The organism is Myroides odoratus, from assembly GCF_001549985.1.
GTDB classification, from domain to species: Bacteria; Bacteroidota; Bacteroidia; order Flavobacteriales; family Flavobacteriaceae; genus Flavobacterium; species Flavobacterium odoratum_A.
In genome coordinates, this window is sequence record NZ_LROZ01000019.1 from 1 (window position 1) to 18,961 (window position 18,961).

Genomic DNA, 18,961 nt, shown 5'->3' on the forward strand with positions numbered 1-18,961 from the left:
AAAACAAATTAAATTTGGAATATATAGCCGTTACAACCCTACCTATATATATAAGGTGAGCATAAAACATCTTCACAAAAAGCAAAAAAGCGAAAAAACATCCTACAAAAAAACACTCCTATATATAAGAAGAGAATCTAACAACTTTACAAAAAAGCGAAAAAGCAAAAAAACATTCTACAAAAAATCCTTCCTATATATAAGGTGAGCATCAAACATCTTCAAAAAAAAAACAAAAAATCATCCCACAAAAAACCCTCCTATATATAAGGAGAGAATCAAACATCTTCATCAAAAACAAAAAAGTGAAAAAACTTCCCACAAAAAAAGGAGAGCAATGCTCTCCTTTTTTTATATGGAATACTATTAAAGTATTATTTTTTTACAATACGCTCTGTCTTGTCAAAGCCATTGCCTTTTATCTTCACAAAATAAGTACCTGAAGATAATCCTTTCATATCTACTTTCACTTCATTAGAAGAAAGCGTTGGTAAACTTTGTACCAAACGACCTGTCATATCAAATACTTGAATAGACATGCCTTTTACATTAACCTCTTCTGGAATCGTTACATGCAATTGATCCACTACCGGATTTGGCCAAACAGCAAAAGATAAATCTGTCAAATCAAACTCCTCTGTAGATAAATTATTGAAATCATCACTTGTTACAATAAGGGAATACTCTTGACTATCGGCATCTAAAGTTCCTTTATGAGATACTTTAATTGTATAAGTTCCTGCTTCTGCTCCTTCAATCTCAATTTTTTCGATATTATCCACATCATTATCTGCTTGTACCGCTACTAGATTATTGAAATCTTTATTTAATCTCCAAGGCAAATACTCTACTCCATCTTTAAACACTCGTAAATCTAAATCATTCACTAAAGAAGGGTTTCTCATTGCATAATCTTCATTGTAGTTATTTCTACTTACCTCAGCATATGGATCGGTCCAAGCTAAAGTAACAATAACTTTTCCTCCACTTTCTTTTACAATTAGCTCCTTTTCATACATTGCTCCTTGTACTAGTTCATTTTCTTCCAATAGTGCTAAACCTTCTTTTGCACCATATAAAACCTGAACTCCAGCTTTTGCATTGATTAATCCCCAACCAAAAATATGATCAGGCCCTGGTGCACTACCTGTTTCATCAGCAGTATGTGCCATCAACGCACGAACAGATGCAGATTTCAACGGCATTTCTCTATTTTCCACTGCCCATTGTTGCCACAAGGCAATCACTCCTGTCACTGCAGGGGCTGCCATGGATGTACCATCAAATGATGCATAAGCATCGGTTCTAGGTACTCCTGTCAATGGTGTAGGCAACACATAATTAGTTGAAAAAACGCTTACTCCTTTAGCCGAAATATCTGGCTTAATACGAAAATCATTTGTAGGTCCATTACTACTAAAGTTAGCAATGCGTACACTAGCTGGATTTGTATAGTTGGTTACTTGATTTACTGCAGCAACAACAATCACGTTTTTAGATACAGATCCTCCTAAAAGCATATCTACTCCATTTTTAGTAGGATTCAATCTCGTATAATACTGTTGATCATTTCCTGCTGCAACAACGGGTTGATAATATTTATTATTACTTGTCACCCAATCATAAACCTGAGCTGTTCCATCATAAGCACCAAAATAATTGGCTCTTACATATATTGTTCCATCATCGCCAATTGCGGCCATACCATAGGAATGATTTGAAACTAACAGAGCATTAGTAGCTGCCTCCTCATCCATCTCTTCATAATCATCATCCCAATCATAACTTACCACATGGGCTTCAGGTGCAATCCCTTTTGCATTAGGATTTATTCCTCTTGAAGCGATTGTTCCTGTTACGTGCGTAGCATGTGAACGTCCTCTTACAAATCTAGTTCGCTCTGCTTGACTCAATCGAGACAAATCAGGCAAATCATTTTTAAGTGCAATTCTTGAAACTCCATTTATACCTTGTAATTCTACATGGGTATCTAAAGCTGGAGCACCATCCCAAACACCAACTGTAACTCCTTTTCCATCTAAGTTTAAACCGAGACTTCCTCCTGGAGCAATATCATTCACTCTTGCTGTTACACGGCTTCCTGCATTACTTGTCACATAGTAAATATAAGTACCAAACTCATCTACTCGTTGTAACGAATAAGCTCTACCGTCTTTTGTAACTCCTGATATTGGTCTATTATTGGCTTTTGCTAGTTCATGAGCTTCTATTTTTTGCGCCGTAAGCTTTTTCGCAACATTTACGTAACCTTCTTGAGCAACACTTTCTTTATAGCTATTCACTATTTTTCTTTTTTGTTCTTGATTTTGTGCTTGCACACTAAAACTACACAAAGCAGCAAAGCTCAATACTAAAACAATATTTTTTTTCATGATATTTTGTTTAACTTCTATACGTATATTCATTCACGGGTGGAAAGGTAAAATTTTAATCTTACAAAAGTATACGGTTTGGTTAATTTTAACAGAAAAACAATATCTTACTAGCTAATTTTACTTACAACACCTGTAGAGGAGTTATGAATCCAAGGCTAATACGTCCAACACTACCATTTTCTTGACCTAATACCTCTTTTGCATAAGAAGAATACTGATACCAACGACCAACATAAGCAGCATAAAATCGCAAATTCAACTTTTTAAATGGACGATACTGTATCATCGGACTTACTCCATAACTTGTTCGAATATGATGATTTGCTGTTTCAGCTGCAACGTGATGTTGCGCATAAGCATTGCTTGTCATCAAGGTTAAAGAAAGATACAATTTAGTATATACCTGATAATCTATTCTTGTCCAATGATCCATATAAGAAACATCTTCTGCCATCACCGGTTTTTCCTCCTGAAACATAGAGCTAATTATTCCGCGTTTATCTAATGCATCATGACTATATTGGAAATCATACATCCACGTTATATTCTTATGCTGGTATTTATTTCCTAGTGCTATATAATACATTCCCTTATTCTTTGCTTGAGAAAAATAGCTATAACTATAGGACGTTTGAAATTGATCATTCCAAAAACTTCCTCTCCAATTTCCGACGAAAGCCAAAGGTGTTTTTGACTCTTCTAGCCCTTGAGGAATGGCAATTGCTCCTTCTTGTTGCAGTTTATTAGCACTCGTATTGAGTATTTGTACATTGAATCGATGCTTTTCATTGGCTTTATACCCTACTCCAAAACCAACCATATAGTTTTCAGCATGGTCTAAGATATCATTATAAACCAAGACCTCAATAGGATTTAAGTCATATTCATAACCTCCCCAATCCGATGAGAGCTTACCCACAGTAAGGTTTACCTTATCCGTAGCTTTTACATCGATAAAAGCAATGTCGACTGTTGAATTAACATGGTCCAAAGTACCTGTTGTTGGTACTGCAGTCATTCGATTTCTAAATCGAAAACCCACTCGATCATGCACTTTTGCACTTACATCAATACGCAATTCATTACCATTAAATTGACTTGTTGTAGGTTTTTCTTTTTCCACATAAGAATCAAGTCCATATCGCATAAGAAAAACTAAATCAAAATCTTTGAGTAGATTTTGTTTGTTAACGGGGATTAGAGGATTAAAAAGAGAATCACTTACACTCGTTTGCTGTCCAAAAACAAATGTTGACATTCCTACCAATACTAAACTCACAAGTCGTTTCATACCTTCATCATTATTTTAATTTTTAATTCATTTCCTTGTGTTTTTATTGAAACATAAACCGTTTTAAAACTGAATACCTCCAAAAAAAATCACAATTGATTAAAAATCAAATAACATGCCGTTTTTAATTTTTATTTCAAAAACGAATAAATCTTTAATGATTTATATGAATATCATAAAAACAACCACATAAAATGTGAGTTTATCGCTTTTATTTTATCTTTTCAAAAACTTTACTTGTTGTTTTTTCACGCCTCCTTTAAGGGTAAGAAAATACATTCCACTAGGTAAAAAAGACACATTCAAGCTTTGTCTATTTGTTGCTTGCATTGGCATTGTAGCTATATACTTTCCTGAGCGATCATAAATTATCGCTTCTATTGTCGAAAAGACAAATGCTTGTGGTATCTCTATATTCAGGATATCTCCCACTGGATTTGGCCAAGCAACGATTTCTTCTAGCTCTTTATGCTCTTCTACCGATTCTAAGACAACTCCAGAATAAGTGTTTCCGTTTACAATTAAGCTATAGTCTTGCACTTGATTTACAAGTTGCCCTTTATGTGATACCACAATCTCATACACTCCTAATTCAGGGTTGTCTATGTCTATTCGTTCAACATTGTCTACCTGGTTATCTCCTCGTACAGCTTTACTTACCGTATAACCATTCGTAAGTTTCCATGGAAAATGCTCAACTCCATCTTTATACACCCGTAGATCCAAATCATTCACTAGGTTTCTAACACCTTTGTCTTCTGAAAAATTCGCTTCACTATACGTTCCCGCAACATCAGTCCAACAAATTGTAAATGCAAGTTGTTCCATTTTTTCCACTACCTGTACACGCAGTGTATTGGATTTTTTATCCAACAACGTTTCCTCTCTAATAACCGCTTGTTCTTTATTTGCCGCATCTAACAGTTGAATTCCATTCCATGCATTAATCACTCCCCATCCTGTTCTTGCATTGGGACCTTTTTCAATAGCCATTGCATCTGCACTATTAATCATAATTCCCTTGATTGTGGCTGCTTTATACGGAAACTTCTTTTGATTCAGCGCCCATTGTTGCCACAATAATAAAATTCCAGCAACAGAAGGTGCTGCCATAGAAGTTCCACTTAACGTGGTATACAAATTATCCTTCTCAATTTCTCCATCAATAAAACGATATTGATAAGCAGAGGACAATACATCTTTCCCTATTGCAACAATATCTGGCTTAATTCGGAAATCATTCGTTGGTCCATTACTACTAAAATCAGTCTCATTCAAAAAACCTTCTCCATATATTCCTACAGCCCCAACTACAATTGCATTTTTCGCATTCGCATGTCCCAAAAGCAAATCCATTCCTTTCTTATCAGGATTCACAATATTCGCATATAATTTATCATTTCCTGCTGCTACAACAGGTTGTAAATAAGGATACAAATAAGTCAATTGATCCATATGCATCGCATCAATTGAGTAAGCTCCGAAATAATCACGTGGTAAAAGGGGTTGTTTATTTTCATCAATCGCTGCAATTCCATAGGAGTGATTAGATACCAAGATTCCTTGTTTTCCAAGATTTCCCAATTTAACCATATCATTTATCCATTGATAGCTAAACGCTTCTGCTTTGGGAGCCATCCCTTTAGCCTCTGTTTTCCTTCCTTCTGCTAGAATAGTTCCCACTACGTGTGTAGCATGATTTCTTCTTCGTTCTATAGCTGCAAAAACAGTATCGTTGTCTACGTTATTTTCATTCCAAGTATCTAACATTTTTACTCTTGATTGCGCTTGTCCTCCAAATTCTATATGTCGAGCAAAAGCCAAATCCCCATCAATAACCCCAACAACCATCTGTTGTCCCAAAAGAGTATTGAATGCTGGATTACTTGATTCATTCAATTGATTGACCTCACTAACCATTCTTGAAGTTACGTTGTGGGTCTTAAAGTATATTACCGCATTTCGCTCCACGCGTTGTGCCTGATAATAATTGACCTCATCTGTAAATTGAGCTTTAAAATGAACGTTGTCCTTTTGGTATTCACGTAACTTTTCACGTGCTACAGCCTCTTCAGTCGTTATCTTTTGCAGTGTCAACTTTGCCGCATCAGTTGTATATTGTTGTTGCAATTGTTGTCGAACAGCAATTGATTGAGCAGATAAACTCGCTCCTACTAAAAAGAAAAGCATACTCAAAAAGGGAGTCATTTTAATCATAGCCTATATTTACGAGAATCAAAGAACATCATTTTACTGTTTTCTTTGGTTCGAAAGTGAGGTTTAAATTTATAATAAATTAAGTCAATTACAATATATTTTTATCTTTGACATTCATTAAACCAAAAACTACTCTACCTTATGTATGTAAAGAAAGTGATTATGGGCGTTGCATTAGGCGCTGCTGTATTTTCCATCTCTTGTCAAAACCAGTCAAAATGGGATGAAACCAATGCTTTTTTTCACGAAAGCGAACTACCTTACCATACGGCTGATTTTTCAAAAATAAAGAACAAAGATTTTAAACCTGCTTTATTAGAGGGAATGCGTCAGCAAACGGAAGCTATTGAAAAGATAACCTCCAACAGTGAACCACCTACTTTCATCAATACGATTGAGGCTTTAGAACTCTCAGGATCCCTTTTTACTCGAGTAAGCAATGTTTTTAACCTGTTAACGGGGGCACATACTAACGATGAGTTAATTGCTATTAACAATGAACTTGCTCCAAAATTTGCTATCCATACTGATGGCATTTATTTAAATGACGCCCTATTTGAACGTGTAAAAAAACTACATGAAAATAGGACAAATCTAGGGCTTAATGAAGAGCAAATCAGACTTATTGATGTTTATTACGAACGTTTTTTACAAGCAGGAGCTAATTTAAATGCGGCGGATAAAGAACAATTAAAACAGCTCAATCAAGAAATTGCTACATTAACCAATGATTTTAGTGATAAACTTTTAGCGGCAACAAAATCAGGATCCATTTCTTTTACCAAAGAAGAACTAGAAGGATTATCTGAAAATGAACTAGCATCCCTCCCTCAAAAAGAGGGAAAATATACGATCGACCTAAATAATACAACGCAACAACCCGCTTTAAGTCAATTAAAACGAAAAGAAACACGTGATAAATTATTTCATGCTGCGTGGATTCGCGCAGAAAAAGGAGATAAAAACGATACGCGTTCAACGATTATCGCTTTAACGAAAAAAAGAGCAGCTAAAGCTAAATTATTAGGTTTTGATACGTATGCGGCTTGGAGTCTTCAAGGAACAATGGCACAAAATCCAGGCGATGTTTTTTCGATGTTGTCTAAATTAAGTCCCTATGCTATTCAAGCAGTGAAAGAAGAAACAACACTATTAGAAGAAGTTAATAAATCTGGTATTCCGTTAACTGCAGCAGACTGGGATTATTATGCAGAGCAAGTAAGACAAGAAAAATTCGCTTTGAATCAGGAGGAACTCAAACCTTACTTTGAATTAGAGAAAGTACTGAAAGATGGTGTTTTCTTTATGGCCAAATACTTGTATGATATTTCATACATTGAACGTACAGATTTACCTGTTTGGCACGAAGATGTCAAAGTTTATGAATTTTTCAATAAAGATGGAAGCCAATTAGGGTTATTCTATACGGATTATTTCCAACGCGACTCTAAACAAGGGGGTGCTTGGATGAGCAATATTGTAGATCAATCTCATCTAACGAAGCAGTTACCTGTTATCTATAATGTAGCGAATTTCCCTAAACCTGCAGAAGGACAAGCTACGCTATTGACCTTGGATCAAGTAGTTACACTCTTCCATGAATTTGGACATGCACTACACGGTTTATTTGCAGATCAGATGTATCCAACCCTATCAGGAACCAATGTATCTAGTGATTTTGTTGAATTTCCTTCTCAATTTCACGAACATTTTGCTTTCGATCCAATTATTTTAGACAATTACGCTAAACATTACCAAACGGGTTATGTGATGCCTCAAAAATATGCAGACAACATTAAAGCTGTTGCTGGTTTCAACAAAGGCTATAATTTAACTGAATTATTAGGAGCAACTATGTTAGACTTAGCTTGGCACAGTATTGATGCGTCAACTGAGATTACGGATGTAGATCAATTCGAAATTGAAGCTTTGCAAAAACACGGTATTTATTCTGAGCTAGTTCCTCCTAGATATCGTTCTTCCTATTTCAGTCATATTTTTGGTGGTGGATATGCTGCGGGATATTACTCTTATAAATGGTCAGAAATGATTGATTATGATGCATACGCTTGGTTAATGGAAAATGGAGGTATTTCACCAAGAAATGGAGAAATTCTACGCAAAATGCTATTCTCTAGAGGAAATACAATGCCATTAGATAAACTATATCGCGATTTCAGAGGGAAAGATCCCAATATAGATGCTTACTTGCACTATTCTGGTTTTGCTCAAGAATAATAAACGCTAGGACTAAATATAAGACAAGCTACTCCAAGGAGTAGCTTGTCTTATTTTATACGAATCTTTTTCGCGTAACTAGAAAATAGTACCTTTGCACGCAAATAATCCTTTTTCAGATGAATATAAAACTACTGGCTATCGGCAAAACAGATAATAAGGAACTACAAACCTTAATGAATGATTACATGAAGCGTTTGTCTTTTTACGTCAAATTTGACATGGAGATTATTGCCGATATCAAGAATGCTAAAAATTTATCTGAGGCTCAACAAAAACAAAAAGAAGGAGAATTAATTTTAAGCAAAATTAACCCTACTGATTTTTTAATTTTACTTGATGAAAAGGGAAAAGAATTTACGAGTGTAGGCTTTGCAGATGAATTACAAAAGAGAATGAATGCTGGGATTAAAACACTAGTATTTGTTATTGGGGGGCCTTATGGGTTTTCAGAAGAAGTATATCAAAATGCAAAAGGGAAAATATCACTTTCAAAAATGACATTTTCCCATCAAATGATTCGCTTATTTATTATTGAACAACTCTATCGCGGCTTTACTATTTTGCGCAATGAGCCTTATCATCATCAATAGTTTAATAGATTCTATCTTGGTCTACAAATTGATCTCTAATTTTCAATTCTTCTAGTAGCACTCGCATCTGCAAATATTTTTCAAAATCTAATTCCTTGCTAAATCCCAAAAGCAGGCTATCTCGTCCTTGTACTACTTCTGCTACTTGATCGCGCGTGATGGATTTTCCTTCAAAAAACACATCATTAGAGGCGTTAACATACAGTAAATTTGCGGTAGAACTTGGGCGTTCAAAAGCGTAATCTAGGCGTTTAAATGGGAAAAAAGACAAGTGTTTGTGAAGTGTATCTGCATAGCTATAAAAAACGCCTTTCTCATCGGGATGCATGCTATTGGGGTCGTATTTTTTATTTTTAAGTTGAACAACCATTTCCAATACTTCTTTTACATTAAGTTCTCTTTCAATGTGAAAAATAAAATTCGTCCCACCGATTTTATTATTATCATTTAAGTGAGGGTGAATTCCATCCTCTGCATATTCGATGTAAATAGGCGAATGGTCATCAATACCTTCTTCAACAATATAGGCTGCACGTGCTAATTTCATTTCTTTTTTATCACAGCTCATCAATAGGCAAAGGATAGGTAATACAAACAGTAATTTTCTCATATCATCAATTGGTTTAAAATTTTTCTAACTTCATTCGCTTCTTTCACATCGTGCACCCGTATAATTTGCGCTCCTTTTTGCAAGGCAATTGTATTTAAAACACTTGTTCCATTCAATGCCTCTTGTGGGGTACAATCTAAGAGTTTATAAAGCATCGATTTGCGGGATATCCCTACTAACAAAGGCAATTCAAAACAGTGAAAATGCTCTAATTTAGCCATCAACTCGTAATTTTGTTCCATTGTTTTAGCAAAACCAAAACCAGGATCTAAAATAACGTCATTAATTTTAGCAGCTCTAGCTTGTGCTAGTCGTTCTGAAAAATAATAACGCATATCCACTACTAAATCATCATAGGTTGTAAGACTTTGCATGGTCTTTGGGTTTCCTCTCATGTGCATCATAATGTAAGGTACCTGTAACTGTCCTACTACCTCAATCATTCGATCATCTAATAAACCCGCAGCAATATCATTTACTATCGCTCCCCCTGCCTCAATGGCCTCTTGAGCCACTTTAGCGCGAAAAGTATCAATAGACAATTTAATCCCTGGAAAATGATTGACCAATAAGGCTACTACACCAACCAAACGCTTGATTTCTTCCTCTTCACTTACAAATTCAGCACTAGGCTTAGAGGAATAGGCTCCTAAATCAATAAAATCTGCTCCATCCATGAGCATTTTTTCAACTTGATTTAGAAAATCAATATCTGTCTTGTATTTGCCGCCATCGTAGAAGGAATTGGGAGTTACATTTAAAATCCCCATGATTCTAGGCGTAGATAAATCAATTAATTCTCCTTTGCAATTTATTGTCATACAGCACAATTCAATATTTTATCTTATTTTTATTTATATTTAATTTTTCAAAAGGTGTAACATTATTTTCAACACCATAGTATTATTACTATTTTTGAACAATAATCCATTACAAATATAGTTTAAATGAGTACTACTTCTATACAATATGATCAGGTAATTGCTATTTGCAAATCGTTATTCCAAAAAAAGATGCACGATTATGGATGTGCTTGGCGCATCATGCGTTTAAGCTCCTTAACGGATCAAATTTATATCAAAGCACAACGCTTGAGAAGTATTCAAGAAAACACGGTACGCAAAGTTGACGAAGGGGAAATCCCTGAATTTATTGGCATCGTTAACTACTGTGTTATGGCTTTAATTAATGCGGAGATTGGCGTAGGAAAATATCCGGACTTAACAGCGGAAGAAGTGGAAAAACTTTACGACAAGCATGTATTGGAAACCAAAACCTTAATGGAAAATAAAAATCACGATTACGGAGAAGCGTGGCGTGATTTACGCGTTAGCTCGCTAACGGATTTAATTTTACAAAAGTTACTTCGCGTCAAGCAAATTGAAGACAACAAAGGAAAGACGTTAGCTTCTGAAGGCATTGAAGCGAATTATCAAGATATGTTGAATTATGCTGTATTTGCTTTGATTCACCTTGAACTAATAAACGAATAATTAACCATCAACCACTAATTATGAAGATTATCACGCAATTGTCGCGCATTTTTGTAGGCGTATTATTTATTTTATCCGGTTTAGTTAAACTGAATGATCCTACTGGTTTCTCTTTCAAACTAGAGGAATATTTTTCGGAAGCAGTTTTAAACTTGCCTTTTTTAACGCCTTATGCCCTATCCTTAGCAGTTGCATTAGTCATTGCAGAAGTGATTTTAGGTGTAGCCTTATTACTGGGCTTTATGCGTAAATTGACATTGACGTTATTATTTTTAATGATTGTATTTTTTACGTTCTTAACCTTTTATTCGGCTTATTTCAACAAAGTAACCGACTGTGGTTGTTTCGGAGATGCAGTACCTCTAACTCCTTGGGGGTCCTTCACCAAAGATATTGTGCTGTTGATTCTTATTTTGATTCTCATTAAATTCAAATCATTTATTCAACCAATATTTCAAGTAAAAACCAATAACCTCATCATGATGATTACGGTTGTTTTATGTTGTTTTATGGGGTATTGGGTATTGAATCACTTGCCTTTAAAAGATTTTAGAGCGTATAAAGTAGGAACCGATATTCAAAAGGGAATGGAAATTCCAGCCGATGCTCCTAAAGCAGAATACCAAATGACATTCTACTACAACGTAAATGGCAAAGAAGAAAAATTCACCGATAAAGAATTAGGAAATATTCCTGAAGGTGCTGAGTTTGTTCGTAGAGAAGATATTCAGTTGAGCGAAGGTTTCCAACCCGCTATTCACGATTTAACGATGGATTTGGATGGAGAAGAGCACTTAGAACAAATGCTACAAGAGCCTAAACTAATTTGGATTATTTCGTATGATTTAGAGCGTGCAGATGCAGAAGGTTTACAAGCAATGAAAGACTTTGCAAATAAAGCTATTGTCAAAGGCTATGTTGTAGCTGGATTAACTGCTTCGAGCAATGCTATTATTGATGACGTAATTAAGAAATACGAATTGCCTTTCATCTACTATACTTCTGATGCAACAACGTTGAAAACAATTGAACGTGCAAATCCAAGTATAGTTGTATTAGAAAAAGGAATTATTGTCGAAAAGAAACACTGGAAAGACCGCAATCAGGTTACCTTAAAATAAAAAATCTTGTTGACTTATTTCATCAAAAAAATGGGGTATGCCTTACTAACTCTATGGGGAGTTGTAAGTGTAGTTTTCTTTTTATTTACAATTTTACCTGGTGATCCAGCACGTATGATGTTGGATCAAAATGAAAATGCAGAACAGCTTTTGGCTATCAAAAAGAAGTATGGATTTGATCAACCCATTAGCAAACAATATGTGTTGTATTTGAATGATTTGTCTCCTATTTCCTTGCATAGTACACAAGCAGCAGACTATAGTTTTAGACATGAAAATAAGTACACGGGATTCGTCTTGCTTACTGTAGGACAAACTGAAGTGATGCTAAAAGCTCCTTATTTACGAGAGAGCTTCCAGAAAAATGGCAAAACCGTAAGTAGTATTTTAGCAGAAACACTGCCTAATACCGTACTACTTGCAACAGTAGCTATCGGGATTGCGCTTTGTATTGGTGTACTTTTAGGGGTTATTTCTGCCTTGTATGTCAATACGTGGTTGGACCGTCTAATTTCAGTGGTCAGTACCTTTGGAATGAGTATCCCCTCTTTCTTTAGTGCTATTTTATTTGCCTGGATTTTTGGTTACCTCCTACATCGTTATACCCAATTACCCATGACCGGTAGTTTGTACGAAGTAGATGATTATGGTGAGGGTCGTTATTTAGCCTTGCGCAATATCGTTCTCCCCGCTCTAGTTTTGGGTATTCGTCCATTATCTGTTGTAATTCAATTGATGCGTAATTCCCTATTAGAAGTATTGAGTTTGGATTATATCCGAACAGCCAAAGCCAAAGGAATGAGTACTACACAAGTCATCTACAAACACGCATTAAAAAATGCATTAAACCCTGTAGTAACTGCGCTATCTGGTTGGTTTGCCTCCATGTTAGCGGGTGCCGTTTTTGTCGAGTATATTTTCGGCTGGAATGGCTTAGGCAAAGAAATTGTAGAAGCCTTGAATACATTAGATCTCCCTATTATCATGGGAGCGGTACTTACTATTGCAACCGCTTTCGTAATCGTAACAATTTTAGTAGATTTGATCTATGCTTATTTAGATCCTAGAATAAAGCTAAACGAATAAATATTGATTATTATGAAGAAAATTTTTATCACCCTTTCTATACTTGCTTTAACAGCTACAGCTTGTAAGCAACAAACAGAGAAGTTAGAGGTTATCTCAACAGAGGAAGCTACAACAACTTCTACACCAGAAGAAACGCCAGTTGATACCAAACAATTCAAACAAGAAGCGTTATCACAAGTATTCCACAAATTAGATGGAAGTACAATTACTTTTCAAGAAATCCTTGCCCAATATACAGGGAAGAATATCTTAATTGATGTTTGGGCGGCTTGGTGTCCTGATTGTATTAAAGCACTACCTGAGATTAAAGCAATTAAAGCTGAATTTCCAGATGTAGTATTTGTCAATTTATCCTTAGATAAAACACCTGAAGCTTGGAAAGAAGCGATAGAGAAATACGGAATTGAAGGAGAGCAATTTCACCTCAACGATGAGAAACGCATGAAAGGAACTTTTGGACAAGCTATTGAATTGAACTGGATTCCGCGCTATATTGTGATAAACAAAGAAGGAAAAATTGAGCTTTTTAACGCGACAGAGAAAAACTTTGGAGAGATTAAAGCCTTATTAAATACATTACAATAATTATGAGACACCAAATTGTTGCTGGAAACTGGAAAATGCACAAGAATCTTTCAGAAACTCATGTGCTATTAGATGAATTAATTGAACTATTGCCTACAGGTAAAGAAGTGGAAGTTATTGTCGCTCCTGCTTTTACCAATTTAGCTAGTGCAGTAAATCACTTAGAAGGAACTAACATTCAAGTGGCCGCTCAAAATATGCATCAAGCTGAAGGTGGTGCTTTTACAGGAGAAATTTCGGCTCAAATGTTATTGAGCGTTGGTGTTGAAACAGTAATTATCGGGCACTCTGAACGCAGACATTACTTTAAAGAAACCGATGCTATTTTAGCAGATAAAGTAAATACGGCTTTAAGACATAATATGCGCGTAATTTACTGTATTGGTGAAGAGCTAAAAGACCGAGAAAGCAAACAGTATCTCAACATTATTTTCAACCAATTAAGAGATGGATTATTTCATTTATCTAAAGCGCAATGGGAGCATATTGTAATTGCTTATGAACCTGTATGGGCTATTGGAACTGGAGAAACAGCGACACCAGAACAAGCACAAGAAATCCACGCTTTTATTCGTCAAGAAATTGAGCGTCAATACGACAAATCGGTTGCAGAAAATACATCTATTTTATATGGAGGTAGTATGAAGCCGAACAATGCAAAAGAGATTTTCTCAAAACCCGATGTTGATGGTGGTTTAATTGGTGGAGCAGCACTTGTTGCAGCTGATTTCGCAGCTATTGTAACAGCAATCTAATCGAACATTTATTCTATTGATATACTAGCCTATCTCTTGTAGATGGGCTTTTTTTTGCGTCCTTTTTTGCTTATTTATAAAGATTCTAAATAATTTATTATCTTTGTCCTACAAAAGTAAACAACAACATGTCCTATAATCAAGAAATTATAACCTACAGTCAAGATAAATCAGTCAAAAATGGTGTGTTTTTGAAAGAATTGGCTCCTCAAACTTTAGAGGAAGATATACTAGGATTAACCCATCGAGATGATTACTATGTTTTCATTCTCGTATTGAATGGTACGTTCCGCATCAATTGCGAATTGCAAACACATGAACTAAAAACGAGAGATTTATTTCTAATTAAACCTTATCAGATTCACACCATAGAAGAATACAGTGAAGATTTTTTTGGTCATTTTTTAAGTATACAAGACTTTCGTATTCCTGATGATTTGACCTATCTCCTTTTTAATTTACCGAATACACAACAGTGCATTCCTTTAAAAACAGAAGCTTGTCAAACACTATTGGATACCATTCACCTCTTAACCAAATATGAAACAAAACAAGAAGAATACACCACAGAGATAACCAATGGTTTATTTCAGGCGATTATATACAAAATTGGTTCGCTATTTAAAGAAAAGACACGTGTACCTGAAGTTTCGGCTATCAATCAATCGAATGTAATTACGTCTAAATTTAAACGTTTAATTACTACGCAAACTCATTTACGACAGCCTTCCTATTTTGCCAATCTTTTGTTTATTACACCCGCACATTTGAATGATTGTGTCAAAAAAACAACAGGGCAAACCGTAAGTTATTGGTTGAAAAAGTCTATCATTGATGAAGCTAAACGCTTATTGTACTATACAACTAAGTCTGTAAAGGAAATTGCTTTTGAATTGGGATACGAGGATCATACTTATTTTTCTCGTTTATTTAAAAAGCACGTCAAACAAACGCCTTTACAGTTTCGTGGTGATTTTATTGCTATTGTCCATTAAAGCGATTATAAGTAAGTAAACTCTCATAAGGATCACCTATCAATCCTAATAATGTTGCAAATGCGGGTTCTGTTTTGAGTCCTGCGCGTTTAAGTGCGATCACTTGGGCTTTAAACTCGTCACCTTGTTCGAGTAAAATGGCGTGCTCAATCAGCATATGGCGATATCCATATTGTTCTGCTACGGGAATGGTTTGGGCAAAAATTTCGATTGGAACATGATCTAACACAAAATTTGCGACATACGTTTGTTCCGTTCGCAACGTAAAAACCAAATCTGTAAATCCAATATACTGTTTAAAATGAGCTCGGACTTTTGCCTGAAATGCGGCTATATCCTTGCAAGAGCAAGCAATATCGATATCACTTGTTTCAATAGCTATATCCAAAGGAAATGTTCCCACAACAACAGGATTATAATCTTGTAGGCCTTCTAAAATGTTATGGGTCGTTAAGATTTGATATACTTGTTGTTGAACAGTACTGCCAGTTTTTAAATACGCAATAGTAGTGAAATCAATTTCCATCTAATGTGCACTCATTTTAGAAAACAGGTTGATGATTACCACACCCAATACAATGAAGGCCATTCCGATTATTGCTGGTAAATCCGGCTTTTGTCCATAAACAAGAATTGCGACAACCGTCACCAATACGATTCCGATACCCGACCAAATGGCATAGGCAATTCCCACAGGAATGGGTGCGAAGTGTTAAGCTCAAGAAATAAAAGGCTACTGCATACATCACAACCGTTACTACACTCGGAATGATTTTGGTAAACTCATGGGATGCTTTTAACGCACTAGTAGCAATTACCTCACTAACAATAGCAATAAGTAAGAAAAGAAAATTTTTCACGGTCTACGTAATTAAAAGACAAAGGTAAACTAGATTCTTCAAATAGAAAGAATCGCCTTTGTATTTTATTTTCTTTACTCTCTCATATACCAATAGTGATCTACCCCATCTAAATCAAAGGTGTAAGCTGCATGAAAACCAATTTTACCTAACACGCGTTTTGAGCTTTCATTTTCTACTTCGGCAACGGCAAAAATAGGATGTTGTTGAAAGTGATTGGCAGCATAATCTAAACAGGCTAAGGCTGCTTCCGTTGCATACCCTTTTCCCCAGGCATCAAAGCGAAAACGATACGCCAAATCCAAATACTCACGTAATCCATTTAATCCATTTTCAACTAGTTTAAACCCACACCAACCGATAAACTCTTGGGTATCTTTTTTAATAATTGCCCAACGACCGATACCAAAATCGGCATATTGTTTTTGAATAAATTCAATAATTTCATTGGCTTCTTCCATGGAAGTAATTACCATACTTCCTACGTATTTTACCACGCGTTCATCGCTATCTAAGTTGTAAATTCCCTCGGCATCTTCTTTTGTTATTTGTCGAATAATCAAGCGATCTGTTTCAATAATTGTAGTCATAGTTGTTTTGTTTGTTACTAATTTAATAAAATTATTCTTATAAAATAACGAGTATACTAAAAACTACTTGGATATGGGGAGATTGGTGAGATGGTGAGGTTGGTGAGGTGGTGAAATCGGAACGCAGTGTAGATTCATTGAACACCAAAACCAATATAAAATAGGTGAGATAGATGGTGAGGTGGTGAAATCGGAACGCAGTGTAGATTCATTNACGCAGTGTAGATTCATTGAACACCAAAACCAATATAAAATAGGTGAGATAGATGGTGAGGTTGGTGAGGTGGTGAAATCGAAACGCAGTGAAGATTCATCGAACACCAAAACAAATATAAAATAGGTGAGATAGATGGTGAGGTTGGTGAGGGGGTATCGATCTCTTAGATCCTCACGAAGCACACCCCTCGAAAATTGACTTCTCTCTCTTTTCCATCTTGTATTTGCTTTCCTTGGAGATTGCTAGAACAATACTTGGACTTTCCTTCGACAAAACCATCTTTTTCCCTAGGAAACTCCAAGCATTCTCCAAGGAGTGTCGAAGGAAAGCTAAAGAAGAGTTGTTTTTGAAGTTGCAAAAATTTTCGATTAAAGAAAATTTGTTTTCAATCAGAAATTTCTGATCCCATAAATTCTTTTTGATTCACTCTTAATCAAGAAAATATCCAGTTACTTGACAAATTGCCATTTGCCACTATAGTTTTTCATCCTCTACCCCCTTACCAATTTCTCACCTCCTCACCTCACCCTAAAAAAGCACCTCACAATTTCACTCCCTCTCACCTCCTCACCTCCTCACCCCAAAAAAACAACCCACAATTTCACACCGCTAACCGCTTATTCAGCAAATCGCTTAAAAATCACACTTGAGGTATGTCCACCGAAACCAAAGGTATTATTCATAGCGACCTCTACTGTTTTATGTTGCGCTACCTGAGGAGTTAAATTTAATGCACTACTAATAGCAGGATCTAGGGAGGTCAGATTAATTGTTGGAGGTATAATTCCTTCTGTTATACTCTTGATACACAAGATAGATTCAATCGCTCCAGCTGCACCTAATAAATGTCCTGTCATGGATTTGGTTGCACTAATATTCAATTGAGCTAAGTTGTCCTTAAACAAGTGCTCAATAGCCTTGCATTCGCTAATATCTCCCACAGGTGTAGAAGTAGCATGAGCATTGATATAATCAACTGCGGCAGTTGTTAATTTAGCATCCTCCAAAGCTTGCTGCATCGCGGCAATCGCGCCTTCTCCTTCGGGATGTGTTGCAGCCACGTGATACGCGTCGGATGCAGATCCGTAGCCCACTAGTTCGCAATAAATTTTAGCGCCTCTCTTTTGAGCGTGTTCTAATTCTTCTAATAATAAAATACCTGCCCCTTCTCCTGCAACAAATCCTGTTCGATTGGCATCAAAAGGACGAGAAGCTTGAGCGGGATTTTCATTTGCTGTCGACAACGCCTTCATTGCATTAAATCCGGCAATCGCAGATTGACAGATACTCGCTTCCGTTCCTCCTGCTAAGATGGCATCCGCTCTTCCTAGGCGAATAGCATCAAAAGCACTACCTATTGCGTTATTCGCAGCCGCACAAGCTGAGGCAACCGCATAGCTAATTCCCTTTAAACCAAAGCGAATGGAAATTTGACCTGCAGCCATGTTGGAAATCATTTTAGTAATAAAAAAAGGATTGAATTTAGGTTGACTGGTCTCTTTTCCAAAATTCAAAATCTCTTCTTCTAAGGTTTCTAATCCTCCAATTCCCGTAGCAATAATTGCGCCTATGCGATGGCGATTCACGGTATCCCAATTCAATTGAGCATCTGCTAGACATTCCTCACTAGCTGCAATTGCATATTGAGTGAATAAATCCATCTTTCGGGCTTCGGGTTTTGTAAAGTAATCTAAAGGATCAAATCCTTTCACTTCACAAGCAAATTTAGTCTTGAAGTTGGCAGCATCAAAATGAGTAATAGCTGCGGCTCCACTCTGTCCTTGAATGGCATTATTCCAAAAAGTATCTACATTATTTCCTAAAGGGGTGATTGCACCTAGACCTGTTATAACAACTCTCTTCATATTTTTTGTTTTTTATACTTACTAATAAGTAAGTGGTAAGGTTAAA

At 35.9% G+C, this 18,961-nt stretch carries 16 protein-coding genes and 1 pseudogene; 8 read left to right on the forward strand and 9 right to left on the reverse strand.

The window, feature by feature from the left end; translation table 11 throughout:
- Positions 1-374: 374 nt before the first annotated feature.
- The 3 genes from AWV75_RS15395 to AWV75_RS15405 all read right to left on the reverse strand — a co-directional run bounded on the left by AWV75_RS15395 (position 375) and on the right by AWV75_RS15405 (position 5,904).
- Positions 375-2,393, reverse strand: coding sequence for a S8 family serine peptidase (locus tag AWV75_RS15395; RefSeq protein WP_231738171.1), 2,019 nt, complete (start codon positions 2,391-2,393; stop codon positions 375-377).
- Positions 2,394-2,517: 124 nt separating this feature from the next.
- Positions 2,518-3,687 carry a porin gene (locus AWV75_RS15400; protein ID WP_060875209.1) on the reverse strand — a complete coding sequence of 390 codons (1,170 nt, stop codon included), beginning with the start codon at positions 3,685-3,687 and terminating at the stop codon, positions 2,518-2,520.
- A gap of 216 nt (positions 3,688-3,903) precedes the next feature.
- Entirely contained in the window at positions 3,904-5,904 is a 2,001-nt protein-coding gene (locus tag AWV75_RS15405; protein WP_231738172.1) for a S8 family serine peptidase, read from the reverse strand.
- 141 nt (positions 5,905-6,045) lie between these two features.
- Between AWV75_RS15405 and AWV75_RS15410 the strand changes: the two genes are divergently transcribed.
- Positions 6,046-8,142 carry a M3 family metallopeptidase gene (locus AWV75_RS15410; protein ID WP_060875210.1) on the forward strand — a complete coding sequence of 699 codons (2,097 nt, stop codon included), beginning with the start codon at positions 6,046-6,048 and terminating at the stop codon, positions 8,140-8,142.
- A 119-nt stretch (positions 8,143-8,261) separates the two neighbouring features.
- Positions 8,262-8,735 carry a 23S rRNA (pseudouridine(1915)-N(3))-methyltransferase RlmH gene (gene rlmH, locus AWV75_RS15415; RefSeq protein ID WP_002990723.1) on the forward strand — a complete coding sequence of 158 codons (474 nt, stop codon included), beginning with the start codon at positions 8,262-8,264 and terminating at the stop codon, positions 8,733-8,735.
- Between the two features lies 1 nt (position 8,736).
- Here the strand turns inward: rlmH and AWV75_RS15420 are convergent, their stop codons facing one another.
- The gene (locus AWV75_RS15420) at positions 8,737-9,345 is read right to left on the reverse strand and encodes a hypothetical protein (protein ID WP_060875211.1); all 609 of its coding nucleotides are present in this window, start codon (positions 9,343-9,345) and stop codon (positions 8,737-8,739) included.
- On the reverse strand, positions 9,342-10,166 hold the full coding sequence (gene folP / locus AWV75_RS15425) for a dihydropteroate synthase (RefSeq protein ID WP_060875212.1): 825 nt from the start codon (positions 10,164-10,166) through the stop codon (positions 9,342-9,344). The genes AWV75_RS15420 and folP overlap by 4 nt, the downstream gene beginning before the upstream one ends.
- Before the next feature lie 126 nt (positions 10,167-10,292).
- Between folP and AWV75_RS15430 the strand changes: the two genes are divergently transcribed.
- The 6 genes from AWV75_RS15430 (at position 10,293) to AWV75_RS15455 (ending at position 15,383) form a co-directional block, all read left to right on the forward strand.
- Complete coding sequence (locus tag AWV75_RS15430; RefSeq protein WP_060875213.1) at positions 10,293-10,838, forward strand: DUF1599 domain-containing protein; 546 nt, start codon at positions 10,293-10,295, stop codon at positions 10,836-10,838.
- 20 nt (positions 10,839-10,858) lie between these two features.
- Entirely contained in the window at positions 10,859-11,959 is a 1,101-nt protein-coding gene (locus tag AWV75_RS15435; protein ID WP_060875214.1) for a BT_3928 family protein, read from the forward strand.
- Positions 11,960-11,965: 6 nt separating this feature from the next.
- Positions 11,966-13,045 carry an ABC transporter permease gene (locus tag AWV75_RS15440; protein ID WP_197429594.1) on the forward strand — a complete coding sequence of 360 codons (1,080 nt, stop codon included), beginning with the start codon at positions 11,966-11,968 and terminating at the stop codon, positions 13,043-13,045.
- Positions 13,046-13,057: 12 nt separating this feature from the next.
- Positions 13,058-13,633 carry a TlpA family protein disulfide reductase gene (locus AWV75_RS15445; RefSeq protein ID WP_060875216.1) on the forward strand — a complete coding sequence of 192 codons (576 nt, stop codon included), beginning with the start codon at positions 13,058-13,060 and terminating at the stop codon, positions 13,631-13,633.
- Positions 13,634-13,635: 2 nt separating this feature from the next.
- Positions 13,636-14,388: a triose-phosphate isomerase gene (gene tpiA, locus AWV75_RS15450; RefSeq protein WP_060875217.1), complete on the forward strand. Its 753-nt coding sequence runs from the start codon at positions 13,636-13,638 to the stop codon at positions 14,386-14,388.
- 128 nt (positions 14,389-14,516) lie between these two features.
- A complete protein-coding gene (locus AWV75_RS15455) occupies positions 14,517-15,383 on the forward strand; it encodes a helix-turn-helix domain-containing protein (protein ID WP_060875218.1) in 867 nt (288 codons plus the stop codon).
- Here AWV75_RS15455 and AWV75_RS15460 read toward each other — a convergent pair.
- From AWV75_RS15460 to fabF, 4 genes and pseudogenes are all read right to left on the reverse strand, one after another.
- A complete protein-coding gene (locus AWV75_RS15460) occupies positions 15,370-15,909 on the reverse strand; it encodes a DUF4269 domain-containing protein (protein WP_060875219.1) in 540 nt (179 codons plus the stop codon). The two genes, AWV75_RS15455 and AWV75_RS15460, sit on opposite strands and share 14 nt — an antisense overlap.
- Positions 15,910-16,243 (reverse strand): annotated as a pseudogene (locus tag AWV75_RS15465) (DMT family transporter). It lies immediately after the preceding gene.
- 74 nt (positions 16,244-16,317) lie between these two features.
- Positions 16,318-16,833, reverse strand: coding sequence for a GNAT family N-acetyltransferase (locus tag AWV75_RS15470; protein ID WP_060875220.1), 516 nt, complete (start codon positions 16,831-16,833; stop codon positions 16,318-16,320).
- Positions 16,834-17,667: 834 nt separating this feature from the next.
- Positions 17,668-18,915 (reverse strand): beta-ketoacyl-ACP synthase II, encoded by a 1,248-nt coding sequence (gene fabF, locus AWV75_RS15475; protein ID WP_060875221.1) that lies wholly within the window; start codon positions 18,913-18,915, stop codon positions 17,668-17,670.
- Between the last annotated feature and the right edge of the window lie 46 nt (positions 18,916-18,961).